The sequence below is a fragment of the Pseudomonas sp. GL_139_B genome, assembly GCF_057834475.1.
The window spans coordinates 1,445,049-1,460,182 of sequence record NZ_CM174403.1 but is presented as its reverse complement, the minus strand read 5'-3'; the positions used below and the strand labels follow the sequence as shown (position 1 = coordinate 1,460,182).

Sequence of the window (15,134 nt, the reverse complement as noted above, 5' to 3'; positions counted from 1 at the left end):
GGTGAACCCATGAGTTCGTCCACCCCGACCAATACTTCGAAGCTGGACCGCATCCTCGCCGACAACCAGCGCGACAAGGAAATGGGCTACCGCGACAAGGCCCTGAAGATGTACCCGCACGTGTGCGGCCGCTGCGCCCGTGAATTTTCCGGCAAGCGCCTGAGCGAGCTGACCGTACACCACCGCGACCACAACCACGACAACAACCCGCAGGATGGCTCTAACTGGGAACTGTTGTGCCTGTACTGCCACGACAATGAACACTCGCGGTATACCGATCAGCAATACTTCGACGAAGGCTCTCTGAGTACACCGAAAATCGCCAAGGCGACGCATAACCCGTTTGCGGCGTTGGCGGGGTTGATGAAAAAAGAAGACTGAAGGTCTTCAGTGCTTCCACCGGCCTCATCGCGAGCAGGCTCACTCCCACAGGGATCTTGAGTGGTCACAAATAATATGTGCACTGAAGATCCAATGTGGGAGTGAGCCTGCTCGCGATAACAATTGTCCAGAGACCACCAATCTACAAACTGCCCCCATTCTCCAATCCCCCGTATAATCGCGCCTTTTCCCCCGAAGGCACCCCGCTCGTGGCAGACAAACGGTACAGCTGCATTGGTTTGTACAACCCTAAATCACCGGAAAACGTCGGTTCGGTCATGCGCGCCGCCGGCTGCTATGGCGTGGCGTCCGTGTTTTATACCGGCAAGCGTTATGAACGCGCCGCCGACTTCGTCACCGACACCAAGCGCGTCCACTACGACATCCCGCTGATCGGTATCGACGACCTGAAAAAAATCCTGCCGCTGGGCTGCGTTCCGGTTGCCGTGGAACTGGTCGAAGGCGCCCGTTCCCTGCCGGAATACACTCATCCGGATCGTGCGCTCTACATCTTCGGCCCGGAAGACGGCTCGCTGGATAAAGAGATTCGCGACTGGTGCGAAGACGTGGTCTATATCCCGACCACCGGTTGCATGAACCTGGCGGCCACCGTCAACGTCGTGCTCTACGACCGCATGTCCAAAGGCCTCAACACCCGTTCCGGGGCGAAATTTCGCTGATTCAACGTACATCCGATGGAACAAGCCGCCGGCCTCGGCAGTCTGCTTAACTATCCACGACTGAAGCAGCCATTCCTGCCAGGAGAAAGATCATGAGCGAACTCAAACGCGTACAGCGCATTGAATCCACCCCGTTCCAGTCCCCTTCCGAACAGAACGTTCACGGCTGGGAACGCGCCGGCTCCGTGGCCGGTGGCATCGTGATGATGGGCAAGGGCCTGCGTCGCGGCGGTATTTTCGGCTTGATTCAAGTGGCGATCGGCGGTGTGGCACTGGCTCGCGGGATTACCGGGCACAGTTCGGTCAAAAGTATGATCGAGAAAAGCCGTCAGGACATGGACAATGTGCGGGCGAAGATTGAACGGGCCGGGGAAGAGTTGAACACGTTGAAGGCGAATGCCGAGGCGGCGACCAAGACGGCTACCGTGACGGGGAATGATTCGTTGGAGTCGCCGAAGACTGGGGTTTGATCCGGAAGATGTAGTGAGGCTTAGGGCCTGCTCGCGATGGCGGTGTTACTGAAGCAACTCTGTATCAAGGACTTTGGAGGGCTCACCAATGACGCTCTCGGCCAGCTGAACAAACTCCTTGGTATCGACGCTTTCCAGATGCATCACCCCGCGCAAAACATCATCCAGCGAGCGCTTGTTGCGTGTCTTCAAGCGTATCTCGCGGTCCAGCTCTTGTAACAACACCGCCGCTTTCGACACCTGCGCCGGGTTGATCTGTTCGCCACGCAGGGTCGTGACCTTTTGGCCGTCCTTGACTAACTTGCCGTGCAAACTTTCATAACGCTCATCGCTTATGCCGCCGGCGCGGCGCACCAGTTCGATGGCGTAATACTCGGCAAAACCTTCAGTAATCCAGTCGCTGCGCTGTTTATCGTTGATCCGCCCGAACACCTGCACCAACTCACGCACCAGCGCACTGCTGCCGCTTTCGCTGACCAGCGGCAGACGCGTGTTCAGGTAGATCGATTCGTGTGCGGCCAGGCTGCCGCGCCACATAGGGTCGTTGGCGCCGACAATCAGCAGTTTGCTCGGATGACGCGGGAACACGGCCTGGACTTGTGGCCAGACAAAGGTCAACAGGGTCAGCACGTCCATGCGGCGCATGCCCTGACCCTGGGGAGACGCGACGGTGACTTCGGTTTCCCCCAGCCGCGTGCGACGACTGCCGAGGTGGCCCGCGAGCATCCAGCCGGTGGGCCGGTCGAACAGTCGGGATACATTGTCGATGCGGAATTTGTTCTTGCCGATTCGCGGCCAAGCGGTTTCGACGCTTTTCCAACCGCTGGGCAACTCGAATTCAAGACGCGACACCAGCTCGACGTCGTCCTGCTGATCGAGTCTGGCTGGCGGCACTAGCTCGTCACCGCGCATCAGCGCCCAACCGGGCGTCATGCGCGTATCGAAGCTGCCGTTCTTGCGCCCGTGGCTGATGCGCACGCGGTAGGTCAGGCTGGCCTTGTCAGCGGCAGGATGCCAGACCCCACGCGCCACGTTGCCCGGTGTGAGTTGCCATTGGCCGTCAGCCTTGAAGTCGCTGTAGTGGCTGCCGTCGCCCAGATCAAAATCCAGGCTGCGTACCGCTGAACCCTGCGCCAGCGTCAGGCGCACCTCAGCTTGATCACTTTGTGGCAACAGGCGCACGTGGTAATCCAGATCGACCTTCTTCACCGCCCACGCGGACGAACTCAGGGCCAGTAGCCCAACGCCCAACGCCAGCCGCCATCCCACAGCCATACACACTCCTTCGTGAAAAGCTAAAATCGTCGGCGATTAACCCGCGCGAAATATCAGGTAGTCTTCCCAATCATCTTCGGCCACGCAGCCTTCGGCGAGCATGCGCCCGGATTGTGAAATACGCTCGTGGTGCACCGCATCACGGTCACCGCACACCAGATGGTGCCAGAGCGGCAGGTCCTTGCCTTCACTGACCAGGCGATAACCGCAGGTCGGTGGCAACCATTTGAACTCGTCGGCCTTGCCTGGCGTGAGCTGGATGCAGTCCGGGACGAAGTCACGCCGATTGGGGTAATCAGTGCACTGGCAGGTTTTCAGGTCGAGCAGTTTGCAGGCGATACGCGTGTAATAGACGCTGTTGTCGTCTTCATCTTCGAGCTTTTGCAGGCAGCACAGGCCACAGCCGTCGCACAGCGACTCCCATTCCTCTTGATCCAGTTGATCGAGGGTTTTGCGTATCCAGAACGGTTCGACTTTGGCGGCCATGGCTCAAGCATCAACATCAGGTGGTGAAAAGGCCGCCAGTCTAGTGCCAAGGCCCGTATGGGCCAAGCATTGGCGACTGCCGGTAGAACAGGCTTGTCAGTTTTTACGCCGCCCAGTAGGGTTTCGCGTCGCTCCCTCACTTTCAAACATAGCAAGGAAACTCTTGATGAGTGCTAATCCACGCGTCGCCGACTACGCCATCCACCCGCAGTTCACCGATCGCTGGTCACCCCGCGCGTTCACCGGCGAGGCTATCCCGGAAGAAACCCTGCTGAGTTTCTTCGAAGCCGCGCGCTGGGCACCCTCGGCCTATAACTCGCAACCTTGGCGGTTTCTCTATGCACGTCGCGACACGCCAAACTGGGAGCGTTACCTGGGCCTGCTCAACGAGTTCAACCGTGGGTGGGCACAACACGCCTCTGCGCTGGTGATCGTGATCTCGAAAACCACCTTCACCGTGCCGGGCGCGACCGAAGAAACCCCGGCCCTGTGGCACACCTTCGATACCGGTTCGGCGTGGGGTCACCTGGCGTTGCAAGCGAGCATCAGCGGCTGGCACACCCACGGCATGGCCGGCTTCGATCAGGAACTGACCCGCAAGGAGCTGAACATTCCTGAAGGTTATGCGCTGCACGCGGCCATTGCGGTGGGCAAACTGGGCGACAAGGCATCGCTGGCGGACTACCTGCAAGCGCGTGAAGAGCCGAGCCCGCGTCGCCCGTTGAGCGAGTTGGCCGCCGAGGGCGACTTCATCCTCTAATCAACACCGCAAAACAAATGTAGGAGTGAGCCTGCTCGCGATGGCGGTGTCACAGTCAACATGGATGTTGAATGTGCCGGCCGCATCGCGAGCAGGCTCACTCCCACAGGTTTTTGTGCGATGTTCAAGCGAGCGGCGGTTTTAATAACCGCGACTGAAATCCACTTCCCCGCGCAATGCCTCACCCGCCAGATACGCCCGCAGGTTTTCGACAAACAGGTTCACCATCATCGAAGGTGACGTCGGCGCCGAGCTGTGGCCGGTCAGCAGCAAGCCCCAGGCAGTCCAGAACGGATGACGTTGCGGCAGCGGCTCCTGACGGCAGACATCAATCACCGCACCCGCCAGATGCCCTTCCTTCAACGCTTCCACCAGATCCGCATCGACCACCGCGACACCGCGACCGACGTTCATGAACAACCCGGTCGGCTTGAACTGCTTGAACAGTGCCGCGTCGTACAGGTCGTGGGTATTGGGGGTGTTGGGCAGCAGATTGACTACGTAATCGACTTCCCCGACCAGGCGCGGCAAGTCCGCCAGCGTACCGACTTCAACAAACGGTGCCTGTTCGCGAGCTTCGCTGGCAATGCCGTACAACTCGACGCCAAACGGCACCAGGAACTTCGCCACTGTCCGCCCGATGTCACCGCTGCCGACGATCAATACCTTGCGCCCCGCCAGGCTCTGGCCATGGCGGCTGTCCCATTTGCGTTCGACCTGGCTGACCAGCCGCGCCAATACTTCGCGCTCGTGGCCAAGCATGTAGGTCAGCACGTATTCGGCCATGACCTGACCGAAAATGCCGACCGCACGGGTCAGACGATAGTGACGTGGCAAACCGTCGGCCAGCAGTGGCGTGATGCCCGCCCAGGTCGATTGCAGCCATTGCGGCTCGTGGCCCTGACGCAACAGGGTGGCCAGCAGATCAGGCTGCCCCAGCCAGACCGGGCAATCAGCTGCCAGACGAGCCAGTTCAGCGGAGTCTCCACTGGTGAGCACTTCCAGCTCAGGCGCCGCCTGACGCAACAATTGTGCATACACCGGGTGGTCGTGTTCAGCAATCAGAACGCGCATGTTTCAAACCTTTCAAAAACCGTGCAGACGACCGCGCACGGAGCATCGCTCTCTCGTCACGGCCATCGCCAAAAATCATTCAGTGTTTCACACAGACTCTGAATAGAGCCTGTCTGCGGGTCACATCGGATCGTTGCGGCGCAGCAATTCTTCCGGCAAATGTTCGATGTACTCGTCTTCGGCGGGCGGCATTTGCAGGTGATAGCCCTGCTTTTCAAGGTTTTCCAGGACCACGGTAATGTCCTCGCGCGACAGCTTGCGCTCGGGGGTCAGCACCAGGTCGAATGCGTGGTGCGGTTTGCCGAAGGCGGCCATCAATGATTCCGGGACGCGCTCTAGTGCATCACTTTTGAGCACATAGAGGTACATCTCGTTTTTCTTCAGGCTTCGGTAGATCGAGCAAATACGTTTCAAGGCTGTTCTCCGGCGGTGGCCAGGCTATCGAGCAACGCCTGGCCCATCAATTCGCGGCGCCAGCCACGTAGCGAATCAGGCAATTGGTAAGGACCATTGGGGAAGCCGCTCTTGAGCAGCGCTTCCAGTGTTTTCTTGCGCAGCATCAGTTCCGGCGCAATGTTCAAGCGTTCGGCTTCGGCCTGACCAATGGCGCGCAGCTGTTTGACCAGCACGGCGGCATCCACCGGCAGCGGCTCTGGCACGGCGGGCGGCCATTGATCGGGCGACACACTGCCAGCGCGCTTGATCAGATCCAGCAGAAACTCGCCATCCTGACGCACGGTGCGCGGGTGCATGTCTTCGATTTTCGCCAGTGCGCCAAGGTTGTCCGGCTGAGTCCGCGCCAGCGGCCACAGGGAATGCTCACGAACGATGCGGTTGCGCGGCAGATCGCGGGCACGGGCTTCACGCTCACGCCAAGCGCACAGCTCGCGCAATACGGCGAGTTGGGCGCGGGACAGCTTCCAGGCCAGTTTGGCTTCGCGGTAGACCTCGTACGGGTCGACCTCGCGGCGCAGGTTGGCTACCAGCTCGGCGCCGTCCTCCAGGACCCAGGTGTACTTGTCGTCAGAAAGCTTCGGGCGAAGCTGTACGAAAACTTCCGCCAGGTGCAAAGCATCTTCAGCGGCGTAGCTGATTTGCGTGTCGGAAAGCGGACGTTGCAGCCAGTCGGAACGGGTTTCGCCTTTGGGCAGGTCGATGCCGAGCACCTCTTGCACCAATCGAGAGTAGCCCATGGAGAAACCCAGGTTCAGGTAAGCCGCCGCCAGTTGCGTGTCGAACAGCGGCGCCGGCAGGCTGCCGGTCAGGCGCAACAGGACCTCAAGGTCTTCGCTGCAGGCATGGACGACTTTGACTACGGCCGGGTTTTCCAGCAACGCGGCCAAGGGTTTCCAGTTGTCGATGGTCAGCGGGTCTATCAGGTAAGCGCGTACGCCATCGCCGATCTGCAGCAGGCCGGCAATCGGGTAAAAGGTGTCGACCCGCATGAATTCGGTGTCGAGGGCAACGAATGGCAGCTGCTGCCACTCGGCGCAAAACTGACCGAGGCTATCGTTGTCGCGAATCCAGTGAATATCGATGGCCACACGGCTCTCCCTTGAAGAATGGCGCGCAGTATATATCGCCGCTGGCGATTTCCGCGCATCCACTGAACAGGAGCTTTAGCGAAAAGACCTGCCTGACAGCAAGAATTGTCTGACAAGCGGGGCCTAACTGGTCTTACTCAGCACATAGACCCGCATCCACGTGCAGCCCGGCAGGAAATCCTGATGGCTCAGCACGCTGAAACCGGCCTGCCTGAATTCAGCTTCAACCTCGGCCTTGCTGACCGGTGGCGGAGCGTGAGTGACCTCCGCCTCTGATCGGCGCAGGTTGAAAAAGCCGTCGACCCGTACTGCCACAATCACGGTATCGCGGCTGACCCGGTGGAACTCCCGAAGCATGGCCAACCGAGGTTCGGAGCAGGTGATGTGCTGAAACAGTTGCATGCAAAAGATGCAGTCCACGGCATTGGCGGACAAACCAAGGGTGAAGGCTGAGCTCTGGAAGGTCTTGATCCGCTTGAGCAGACTCTGCGGATGGTGAGTCTGTGCATGGTTGAGCATGTCCTGAGACGGGTCCGACGCGAGGATCACGCGGTTGGCGTGCTCGGCCAGCACCGGCCAGAAGCGCCCGGCGCCGCACGCCACGTCAAGAATCAACCCCGGCTCGCCAGCCTCCTTGAGCGCACTGCGCACCAGGTTTTCCTCGCGCCAGAACGCCAGACGCCCCATCAGGCTACGCGGTTGCGGCTGCTGACAGACGCGGGCGTGCTCCTGATGGTAGCGCCGGGCGAACTCAAGCTCGATGGCGGATGTGGGTTGCGCAGACATGTGCAATGACTCTTGGTGGTGACTCTACCCGCCGCGGGCTAGCGGCCGTTGTGTAATAAAGGGCGAAGCATTCAATCTTTGGCCAACACGCCATCGATGACCGCACCGCGACATCCGGCGAACATATCCAGGTCATGGTTGTAGACCTTGCTGCTGACTTCCAGCAGCCCCAGCATCGAATGGAACAGGTTGTCCTGGCTCAATGGCTTGTTGCGAGTCTGTTGCAGGCACTGAGTGTCCACCGAGAACGACTTCTGATAGCTATCGGAGAACCACGCCAGCATCGCTACGTGCTTCTGTTGTTCTGGCGCCAGCATGTAAGGCGTGCCATGCAGGAACAAGTTGTATTCACCCAGCGACTCTCCGTGGTCGGACAGGTACAGCATCGCGGTGTCCACTTTTTCCTGGTTCTTGCGCAACAGATCGATCAGGCTCGACAGCACATGGTCCGTATACACCAGCGTGTTGTCGTAACCATTAACGATACTTTCGCGACTGCAGTTGTTTAGCGCGTTACTTTCACAAACCGGGGTAAACCGCTCGAATTCTTTCGGGTAGCGCTTGAAGTATTCAGGGCCATGGCTACCCATTTGATGCAATACCAGCACGGTGTCTTTATCGAGTGTGTCGATAAAGTGCTGCAATCCTTTGAGCAGGATTTCATCGCGGCATTCGCTGTTGGCGCACAGTATCGGGTCTTTCAAGTTGCTCACGTCTTCAAGGGTGACGCGGTCGCACGTGCCTTTGCAGCCCGACTGGTTGTCACGCCAGATCACGTCCAGACCGGCACGTTTAAGCACGTCCAGCAGGCCTTCTTCATTCTTTGCCTTGCTGGCGTTGTAGTCCTTGCGGCCCATGTTAGAGAACATGCACGGCACGGACACGGCGGTTTCCGTGCCACATGAATGCACATCGGTGAACGCGATCAGGCCGGCTTCTTTACTCAGCTTCGGGGTGGTGTCGCGGTCGTAACCCAGGATGCCGAAGTTCTCGGCACGGGCACTCTCGCCAACCACCAATACCGTCAGGGATTTGCGGTCATGAGCTTGCCAGACCGGATTCTTCTGCGCGTCCTCGCCAATTTTGACAAAGGGTTGACGGGCAGAAACCACTTGTTCACGCAAATAGCCGGCCGAGGCACCGATGTAGTTGCTCGGTACCACCATCAGGCGCAACTCGTGGTGATTGCGAAACAATGAGGACAACCCCTGATAGTTAATCAGGGCAACACCGCCAATGACGACAACCGAGGCAACGCTCACCAACACCTTGCTTAATAACTCATGGTGCCAGCGGCGGTAATTAACCGGTGTTTTCCATAACAACCATGACGGCAATACACCCAAGAACAGGATATAAGCCAACATCTTTAATGAGAGTAAGTCCCGTACTTCCGTCGCATTGGTTTGAGCAAAGTTACGCAACATGCCGGTGTCAATCAGCACACCGTACTGACTCATGAAGTAGGCCACGCTGGCGCTGATCATGAAGATCAGCGTCAGGACCGGCTTCAACACACGCTTGAAGGCCAGAAAGGTCAGCACAATGTTGAAAGCCGCCAGGATCATCGCCCCGAATGCCACGCGCAGGACGATGCCTTTACCGTCGGACGCGGTGATTTCAAACAAGTGCTGCCACAGCACAAAATTGAAAGCTGCTAACAAAAAAGCGCTGGCAATCAGTGTCACCCATTCCGGGCGCACGGCTTTAATCTTCAACATGGTGGTCGGTTGTTCCTAAAAAGAGTGCCTACGGCAAATGTGAAAATTTCATTGACCGCGACACTACTGATGTTAGGCACCCAACCATCAATTTTTTGTGAAAAAGAAGCCAACGATTAGTTGGCTTATGAAATCTGCGACCAACGTTTTGTCCCGGGTTCAGGCCTGATTCAGATACCAGCGCCAATCCTGCTCACCGACCTCGCCCATGAACTGTCGGTATTCGGCGCGCTTGACCGCCAGGTAAACGCCAAGGAAAGGTTGCCCGAACGCCTCACGCGCCCAGGTCGAACCCTCCAGCGCACGCAATGTGGTCAGCCAATCGGTTGGTAGCAATTGCGTGGCCTGGGCGTACCCATTGCCTTGCACCGGCGCACCCGGGTCGAGTTGCTCGCGGATACCGCGATGAATACCGGCCAGAATCGCCGCGGCCGCCAGGTACGGGTTGGCATCAGCACCGCAGATACGGTGTTCGATGTGCCGGGAGAACGCCGGCCCACCCGGCACGCGCAAACTCACCGTGCGGTTGTCCACGCCCCAGGTCGCGGCGAGAGGCGCGTAGCTGTTGGTCTGGAATCGACGGTAGGAGTTGGCGTTCGGGCAGAACAACAGCAACGAATCGAGCAACGTACTGAGCATGCCGCCGACCGCTTGCCTGAGCAACGGCGTGCCGTCCGGGGCTTCGCTGGCAAACAGGTTGTTGCCCTCTCTGTCCGCCAGGCTGACATGCATGTGCATGCCGGTGCCCGCCATGTCGTCGAAGGGTTTGGCCATAAAGCAAGCGGTCATTCCGTGCTTGTGGGCCACGCCTTTGACCAGTCGTTTGTAACGCACGGCTTCGTCCATCGCCTGCAGGGCATCGGTGCGGTGTTCTAGGGTGATTTCCACTTGTCCCGGCGCGTATTCGGAAATCGCCGTGCGCGCCGGAATGCCTTGCAGCTTGCAGGCGCTGTAGAGATCGGCCAAAAACGGTTCGATCTGCTCCAGCTCACGCAGGCCATAGACTTGCGTGGTGCGCGGCCGCCCGCCATCGATATCTCGCGCCGGTTGCGGCCGCCCGTGGCTGTCGCGCTGCTGATCCAGCAGATAAAACTCCAGCTCTGCCGCCATCACCGGGTAATAACCGTCGGCCTGCAGGCTTTCGATCACTTTCGCCAACAAATGTCGGGGATCGGCGATCGTCGCCGGCATGCCTTCTTTCGGGTGCATGCTGACTTGCACCGCCGCTGTCGGAATCAACCGCCACGGCATGCGCGTCAGACTACCGCTGACCGGATAGGCGCGGCAGTCAATATCGCCAACGTCCCAGACCAGTCCGGAGTTTTCAACGTCGTCGCCATTAATGGTCAGGCCAAGAATGGTGCTCGGTAACGGCCGGCCACTGTCGTACACCGCCAGCAGTTCATCGCGATGCAACAACTTGCCCCGGGGCACGCCGTTGTTGTCGAGGATGAACAGCTCGAACATTTCAATGTCCGGGTTCTGTTCGAGAAAGGTCTGGGCTTCTTGCGGGGAGGCAAACGATGTCGTGGCACAACTCATGGCAATTCTCTTTTTTCCGCGTCAGGCAAACGCACAGGCGTCGCCGATTTGATCCAGCGCATGACGCGGGACCTGTCAGAACAATCAACGGGAAATGCAGGAATCCGGTGGGCGAGCGTGACGACAGTGCCACAGCGCCCAGAAGGCCAACTCGGAGGGAAGTGCGACGGGACAATCGCCCATAGGTAAAACCGTAGAGGACAGATGAGCGGCAGCGTCACACGGGCGCTCAGGTCTTTAAATCGGGATTTGAAGAACCTTGGTTGCGGATGGACTAAACAATCATCCACTTAACACCCTAAATCCCTTGTGGTTTAGGTATTTAATTTTTAAATAGTGCTGCGGAGTATCTGATTTGCGGCCGCCAGCCCTGGCGCGCCTAATCGGGGCCTTGTTTTGGAAGGCCTATTTGATGGAAAACGTTCGCGCCACGACCCGCCCTGCCCTTTGGCTGATGTTGGGCATCATGCTCGTCGCCCTGAACCTGCGTCCGTCGATGGCGGCGGTCGGGCCCTTGCTTTCGTCGATCCGCGCGGACATTGCGCTGAGTTTCAGCACGGCCTCGCTGCTGACAATGCTGCCGGTAATGGCCATGGGCTTGGCGATGTTTTTCGGCTTGCGGGTGAGCCAACGCCTCGGCGAACAGCGCACCGTAGTGCTGTCGCTGTTGATCATTGGCGTGGCCACTGCGTCGCGGCTGTTGCTCGATTCAGCCGCTGAACTGATCCTCAGCGCGGTGCTGGCGGGCATCGGTATTGCGCTGATCCAGGCCCTGATGCCGGCGCTGATTAAAGCCCGACTCAGTGACAACGTTGCGATGTGCATGGGGCTCTATGTCACGTCGATCATGGGTGGCGCGGCGATTGCGGCCTCCTTTGCGCCGCTGGTCATGAACCAAAGCAGCAGCTGGCGTATCGGCCTGGCGATCTGGGCGGCGCTGGCCGTCGTGGCCCTGCTGCTGTGGTCTGGCCAGGGCGATGGGGCAGCGGCACGTCCGACGCCATCAGCCCGCCAGCCCAGCTTCTTTGCCAACTCCCGTGCATGGTTACTCGCAATCTTCTTCGGTCTGGGCACCGCGTCCTACACCTGTGTGCTGGCGTGGCTCGCGCCGTACTACGTGGAAAAGGGTTGGAGCGAGCAACACGCGGGGTTGCTGCTGGGCTTTTTGACGGCCATGGAAGTGTTGTCGGGGCTGGTGACGCCCGCCATTGCCAATCGCAGCCGTGACCGGCGTCTGGTGCTGGTGGTGTTGCTGGCGTTGATCATGGCCGGTTTCTGCGGGCTGATTCTCTGCCCGCAACAGCTGAGCCTGCTCTGGCCGTGCCTGCTGGGGCTCGGCATCGGCGGACTGTTCCCGATGAGCCTGATTGTGTCGCTGGATCACCTCGACGACCCGCAACGCGCCGGCGCCCTGACGGCATTCGTGCAAGGCATTGGGTACTTGATCGCCGGCCTCTCACCGCTAATGGCCGGGATGATGCGTGACCAATTGGGCAGTTTCGAATGGGCCTGGTGGGCGCTGACCGGGGTCATGGGGTTGATGATCCTGATGGTCCTGCGCTTCAACCCACGGCATTACCACCAACACATCCACTGATCGGCGCAGAAACTTCTTACAAGGCATTCTCCTGGCACCATCGTTCCGTTAGGATCTTTCGCACACGTTAGCGCACTGATCGCGCACGGAGCACAGCGAGACAGAACGGATGCTGAACAGTAACTTGCTTAGAAAGCTCGACATGCAGGACCTCATGGTGTTTGTCGCCGTGTACGAGCAAAGCAGCGTCACCGGTGTGTCGGAGGCGCTCTGCGTCAGCCAGTCCACGGTGAGTTACTGCCTGAAAAAGCTGCGGACCAGTTTTGAAGACGAGTTGTTCATCAATACCCGCACCGGTATGCGCCCCACCTACAAAGCCAGCACCATGTACGCGCATGTGCTGAAAATCCTCGAAAGCATCAACTTGTGCCACGCCAGCGCCCAAGCGTTCGACCCGACCTTGCAAGCGGTGACGTTCAATATCTGCGCGCCGGAGTACTTTGAGCAGCTGATTCTGCCGCGTCTGCTCAAGCGCTTCGATTTCGCCGACCTGCCGGTGATGGTCAACATGCACAAGTTCGAAACCGACATCCCGGCGGACGAATTGCGCGATGGCCGTCTCGACCTGGTGATCTGTTTTGGCCCGAATTTTCATCGCAGCCACACCGATTTCAAATCCCGGCTGTTGCTGGAGGACGACCTGGTCTGCGTGTTCGACAAGCGCGCCACGCCGCTGGAGCCGCGGTTAAGCCTGCAAGCCTTTGTGCAACGCCGGCATGTGTTTCCAACCCCATGGACATCCAGCACCAATATGGTCGACGGCTGGCTGGCGCAACAGGCGCACAAACGGCAGATTGTCGCGCGAGCCAACAGCTACAGCGCGGCATTGAAGATGATCACCGGCACCGACTACATCCTGACCCTGCCCCGCCGCATCCAGCAATTGTTGGCCAACGAGGCGATCTTCAATCATTGCGAAGCCCCCAACGGCCTGCCGGGTTTCACCCTGGACATGCAGTGGAGTCAAAGTGCCGATCAGGACAGTGCTAACACCTGGCTGCGCGAGCAGGTAATCGAAGTCTGCGCCGAGCAGGCACTGCTCTGAAATTCAGAGGTTGATGGCGGTCTTGGCGTAGGACTCGCGATCAATATCGAGGATTTCCACGCACAGCTGCACATCGACACCCGTTGGCCATTCACACAGGTCCTGAACCACGGCCAGCAGGCTCGCCGACAACTGCTGTTTAATCTGCGGTGAGCGACCGCTCAACAATGCCAGCTTCACATGCACAAACGCTCGTTCACCCAACGCAGTACCGACCTTGAAGGTCTCGACCTTCAGCGCTCGGCTTTTGATGTCGGACTCCGCCGCAAACTGACCGGAAGCCACCAAGGCATTATTGAGTCGCATCAATGCCACGTCAGCGTTCAACTCGGGCAGATTGGCGGTGTATTCCATGTGCAGGTGTGGCATGTGGCGGCTCCAGATAGAGGGCAGAAAGATCCTACGTATAACACAGCACCGTCTTACTCACTGGGGCGCCGGCAATGGCGAGCGCTCACTCATGAACACTTCCAGACGCGAACGCAACCAGCGTTCGGCGGGGTCGGTATCGACATGGCTGAGCCAGACCATCGACAGGTCGAGGGTCGGGGTCTTGAACGGGAACGGTTCCTTGAACAGCAAACCGGATGCCGCCATGGCTTCGGCCGTGTAATCGGGGAGGCTGGCGATCAAATCGGTGCCGGCGAGCAACGCTGGCAACGAGCTGTATTGCGGCACGGACAGGACCACCTGGCGTGTCCGGCCAATCTCGGCCAGCCACTCATCGGCGTAACCGCTAACGTTCGCGGTGTGGGAAACCAGCACATGAGGGCGTGAGCAATATTCATCGAGCGTCAGCGGTGTGTCGGACGCATCGGCGCGCAGGATGCTTGGCTGAATGTGGCGCAACAATTTGCGCTTGGCGTTGGCCGGCAGGCCGCGGGTCTGGCTGATGCCGACCGTGATGTCGCCGGCCGCCAGCAAATCGGGAATACGCCAGTAATCGACATGCTGAACCACAAAAACCACCTTCGGCGCTTCCTGGCGCAAGGCGCGCAAGAGCGGCGGGAGCAGGCCGAACTCGACGTCATCCGACAGTCCGATACGAAAGGTCATGGTGCTGCTGGCCGGGTCGAAACTGTGGGTCAGGCTCAACGCCACCGACAACGAATCCAGCGCCGGCGACAGGTATTGAATCAACTCCTCGGCACGGGCCGTCGGCTCCATGCGGTGGCCGACGCGGATGAACAGCGGATCGTTGAACATCGTCCGCAGGCGGTTGAGCGCGGAGCTGATGGTCGGTTGACCGAGAAACAGCTTCTCTGCCGCCCGCGTCACGTTGCGCTCAAGCATCAACGTTTCGAACACCACCATCAGGTTGATGTCCGCCTTGCGCAGTTCATTGCGATTCATTCCTTGCCCCCGGTCCCCGACACTTGAGGCAGTGTAGAAAGGCCCGACGGAGGCGTCTATGTCCAGCGGAAATCAATTGGCGACCCATCGTCCCGCAGCGTCGGTGGAAATATTTTCAAATGCCTGGAAACAAATGCCTGATGGCCAAAAAAACCAGCTCCGCTAGGCTTGCCCCCGATGCGTCACACAGGTTGTCGCAATTACCCATCGCATGGAGCGAGCAGTATGTATTTCGAGATTTACAGGCAATCCAAAGGCACCCCGAGCACTGGCAAAGGACAATGGCGTTGGCGCCTGAGGGCGGGGAACCACGAGACCATCGCCAGCGGCGAGTCGTATGTGAACAAAGCCGATTGCCTGCACGCCATTGGGTTGATCAAAGGTGTTGAAAGTGAAACGCCGGTGAAGGAAATCTAAATC

Annotated in this window: 17 protein-coding genes; 7 read left to right on the top strand and 10 right to left on the bottom strand. The window is 59.1% G+C overall.

All coding sequences use genetic code 11. The features are described 5' to 3' along the window. The first annotated feature begins 9 nt into the window (after positions 1 to 9). From AC3ISI_RS06605 to AC3ISI_RS06595, 3 genes are all read left to right on the top strand, one after another. A complete protein-coding gene (locus AC3ISI_RS06605; protein WP_007898702.1) occupies positions 10 to 381 on the top strand; it encodes a YajD family HNH nuclease in 372 nt (123 codons plus the stop codon). 209 nt (positions 382 to 590) lie between these two features. Then, positions 591 to 1,061: an RNA methyltransferase gene (locus tag AC3ISI_RS06600; RefSeq protein WP_008153126.1), complete on the top strand. Its 471-nt coding sequence runs from the start codon at positions 591 to 593 to the stop codon at positions 1,059 to 1,061. Between the two features lie 92 nt (positions 1,062 to 1,153). Next, positions 1,154 to 1,531 (top strand): YgaP family membrane protein, encoded by a 378-nt coding sequence (locus AC3ISI_RS06595; protein WP_489336034.1) that lies wholly within the window; start codon positions 1,154 to 1,156, stop codon positions 1,529 to 1,531. Between the two features lie 45 nt (positions 1,532 to 1,576). Here the strand turns inward: AC3ISI_RS06595 and AC3ISI_RS06590 are convergent, their stop codons facing one another. Then, on the bottom strand, positions 1,577 to 2,806 hold the full coding sequence (locus AC3ISI_RS06590; RefSeq protein ID WP_489336033.1) for a hypothetical protein: 1,230 nt from the start codon (positions 2,804 to 2,806) through the stop codon (positions 1,577 to 1,579). 36 nt (positions 2,807 to 2,842) lie between these two features. After that, a complete protein-coding gene (locus tag AC3ISI_RS06585; protein ID WP_489336031.1) occupies positions 2,843 to 3,292 on the bottom strand; it encodes a YcgN family cysteine cluster protein in 450 nt (149 codons plus the stop codon). Between the two features lie 166 nt (positions 3,293 to 3,458). On the opposite strand from AC3ISI_RS06585, the gene AC3ISI_RS06580 reads away from it, so the two are divergent. Continuing rightward, positions 3,459 to 4,052 carry a nitroreductase family protein gene (locus AC3ISI_RS06580; protein ID WP_489336030.1) on the top strand — a complete coding sequence of 198 codons (594 nt, stop codon included), beginning with the start codon at positions 3,459 to 3,461 and terminating at the stop codon, positions 4,050 to 4,052. Between the two features lie 141 nt (positions 4,053 to 4,193). Here the strand turns inward: AC3ISI_RS06580 and AC3ISI_RS06575 are convergent, their stop codons facing one another. The 6 genes from AC3ISI_RS06575 to AC3ISI_RS06550 form a co-directional block, all read right to left on the bottom strand. Continuing rightward, positions 4,194 to 5,126: a D-2-hydroxyacid dehydrogenase gene (locus AC3ISI_RS06575; protein WP_489336028.1), complete on the bottom strand. Its 933-nt coding sequence runs from the start codon at positions 5,124 to 5,126 to the stop codon at positions 4,194 to 4,196. A gap of 120 nt (positions 5,127 to 5,246) precedes the next feature. Beyond that, entirely contained in the window at positions 5,247 to 5,540 is a 294-nt protein-coding gene (locus tag AC3ISI_RS06570) for a YcgL domain-containing protein (protein ID WP_007898694.1), read from the bottom strand. After that, positions 5,537 to 6,670: a ribonuclease D gene (rnd, locus tag AC3ISI_RS06565; RefSeq protein WP_489336027.1), complete on the bottom strand. Its 1,134-nt coding sequence runs from the start codon at positions 6,668 to 6,670 to the stop codon at positions 5,537 to 5,539. Before rnd ends, AC3ISI_RS06570 begins: the two co-directional genes overlap by 4 nt. 123 nt (positions 6,671 to 6,793) lie before the next feature. Beyond that, the gene (locus AC3ISI_RS06560; RefSeq protein WP_489336026.1) at positions 6,794 to 7,456 is read right to left on the bottom strand and encodes a class I SAM-dependent methyltransferase; all 663 of its coding nucleotides are present in this window, start codon (positions 7,454 to 7,456) and stop codon (positions 6,794 to 6,796) included. A 71-nt stretch (positions 7,457 to 7,527) separates the two neighbouring features. Beyond that, entirely contained in the window at positions 7,528 to 9,177 is a 1,650-nt protein-coding gene (locus tag AC3ISI_RS06555; protein WP_489336025.1) for a phosphoethanolamine transferase, read from the bottom strand. 159 nt (positions 9,178 to 9,336) lie between these two features. Beyond that, positions 9,337 to 10,719, bottom strand: coding sequence for a glutamine synthetase family protein (locus AC3ISI_RS06550; protein WP_489336024.1), 1,383 nt, complete (start codon positions 10,717 to 10,719; stop codon positions 9,337 to 9,339). A gap of 412 nt (positions 10,720 to 11,131) precedes the next feature. Here AC3ISI_RS06550 and AC3ISI_RS06545 point away from each other — a divergent pair, with 412 nt between their 5' ends. Continuing rightward, positions 11,132 to 12,316, top strand: coding sequence for a cyanate transporter (locus tag AC3ISI_RS06545; protein WP_489336022.1), 1,185 nt, complete (start codon positions 11,132 to 11,134; stop codon positions 12,314 to 12,316). A 109-nt stretch (positions 12,317 to 12,425) separates the two neighbouring features. Beyond that, positions 12,426 to 13,361, top strand: a complete 936-nt coding sequence (locus AC3ISI_RS06540; protein ID WP_489336021.1) for a LysR family transcriptional regulator — start codon at positions 12,426 to 12,428, stop codon at positions 13,359 to 13,361. 3 nt (positions 13,362 to 13,364) lie between these two features. Here AC3ISI_RS06540 and AC3ISI_RS06535 read toward each other — a convergent pair whose 3' ends face one another. Both AC3ISI_RS06535 and AC3ISI_RS06530 read right to left on the bottom strand, forming a co-directional pair. Further along, on the bottom strand, positions 13,365 to 13,730 hold the full coding sequence (locus AC3ISI_RS06535; RefSeq protein WP_489336020.1) for a 5-carboxymethyl-2-hydroxymuconate Delta-isomerase: 366 nt from the start codon (positions 13,728 to 13,730) through the stop codon (positions 13,365 to 13,367). 57 nt (positions 13,731 to 13,787) lie between these two features. Further along, entirely contained in the window at positions 13,788 to 14,714 is a 927-nt protein-coding gene (locus AC3ISI_RS06530) for a LysR substrate-binding domain-containing protein (protein ID WP_489336019.1), read from the bottom strand. A 225-nt stretch (positions 14,715 to 14,939) separates the two neighbouring features. On the opposite strand from AC3ISI_RS06530, the gene AC3ISI_RS06525 reads away from it, so the two are divergent. After that, on the top strand, positions 14,940 to 15,131 hold the full coding sequence (locus AC3ISI_RS06525) for a YegP family protein (protein WP_477789235.1): 192 nt from the start codon (positions 14,940 to 14,942) through the stop codon (positions 15,129 to 15,131). The last annotated feature ends 3 nt before the right edge of the window (positions 15,132 to 15,134 follow it).

Excerpts from the sequence above, each read along its gene's own strand:
- AC3ISI_RS06530 (WP_489336019.1), bottom strand. The coding sequence starts at position 14,714 with ATGAATCGCAATGAACTGCGCAAGGCGGACATCAACCTGATGGTGGTG.
- AC3ISI_RS06555 (WP_489336025.1), bottom strand. The coding sequence starts at position 9,177 with ATGTTGAAGATTAAAGCCGTGCGCCCGGAATGGGTGACACTGATTGCC.
- AC3ISI_RS06580 (WP_489336030.1), top strand. The coding sequence starts at position 3,459 with ATGAGTGCTAATCCACGCGTCGCCGACTACGCCATCCACCCGCAGTTC.
- AC3ISI_RS06585 (WP_489336031.1), bottom strand. The coding sequence starts at position 3,292 with ATGGCCGCCAAAGTCGAACCGTTCTGGATACGCAAAACCCTCGATCAA.
- AC3ISI_RS06540 (WP_489336021.1), top strand. The coding sequence starts at position 12,426 with ATGCTGAACAGTAACTTGCTTAGAAAGCTCGACATGCAGGACCTCATG.
- AC3ISI_RS06605 (WP_007898702.1), top strand. The coding sequence starts at position 10 with ATGAGTTCGTCCACCCCGACCAATACTTCGAAGCTGGACCGCATCCTC.
- AC3ISI_RS06560 (WP_489336026.1), bottom strand. The coding sequence starts at position 7,456 with ATGTCTGCGCAACCCACATCCGCCATCGAGCTTGAGTTCGCCCGGCGC.
- AC3ISI_RS06545 (WP_489336022.1), top strand. The coding sequence starts at position 11,132 with ATGGAAAACGTTCGCGCCACGACCCGCCCTGCCCTTTGGCTGATGTTG.
- AC3ISI_RS06595 (WP_489336034.1), top strand. The coding sequence starts at position 1,154 with ATGAGCGAACTCAAACGCGTACAGCGCATTGAATCCACCCCGTTCCAG.
- AC3ISI_RS06550 (WP_489336024.1), bottom strand. The coding sequence starts at position 10,719 with ATGAGTTGTGCCACGACATCGTTTGCCTCCCCGCAAGAAGCCCAGACC.
- AC3ISI_RS06535 (WP_489336020.1), bottom strand. The coding sequence starts at position 13,730 with ATGCCACACCTGCACATGGAATACACCGCCAATCTGCCCGAGTTGAAC.
- AC3ISI_RS06590 (WP_489336033.1), bottom strand. The coding sequence starts at position 2,806 with ATGGCTGTGGGATGGCGGCTGGCGTTGGGCGTTGGGCTACTGGCCCTG.
- AC3ISI_RS06575 (WP_489336028.1), bottom strand. The coding sequence starts at position 5,126 with ATGCGCGTTCTGATTGCTGAACACGACCACCCGGTGTATGCACAATTG.
- AC3ISI_RS06525 (WP_477789235.1), top strand. The coding sequence starts at position 14,940 with ATGTATTTCGAGATTTACAGGCAATCCAAAGGCACCCCGAGCACTGGC.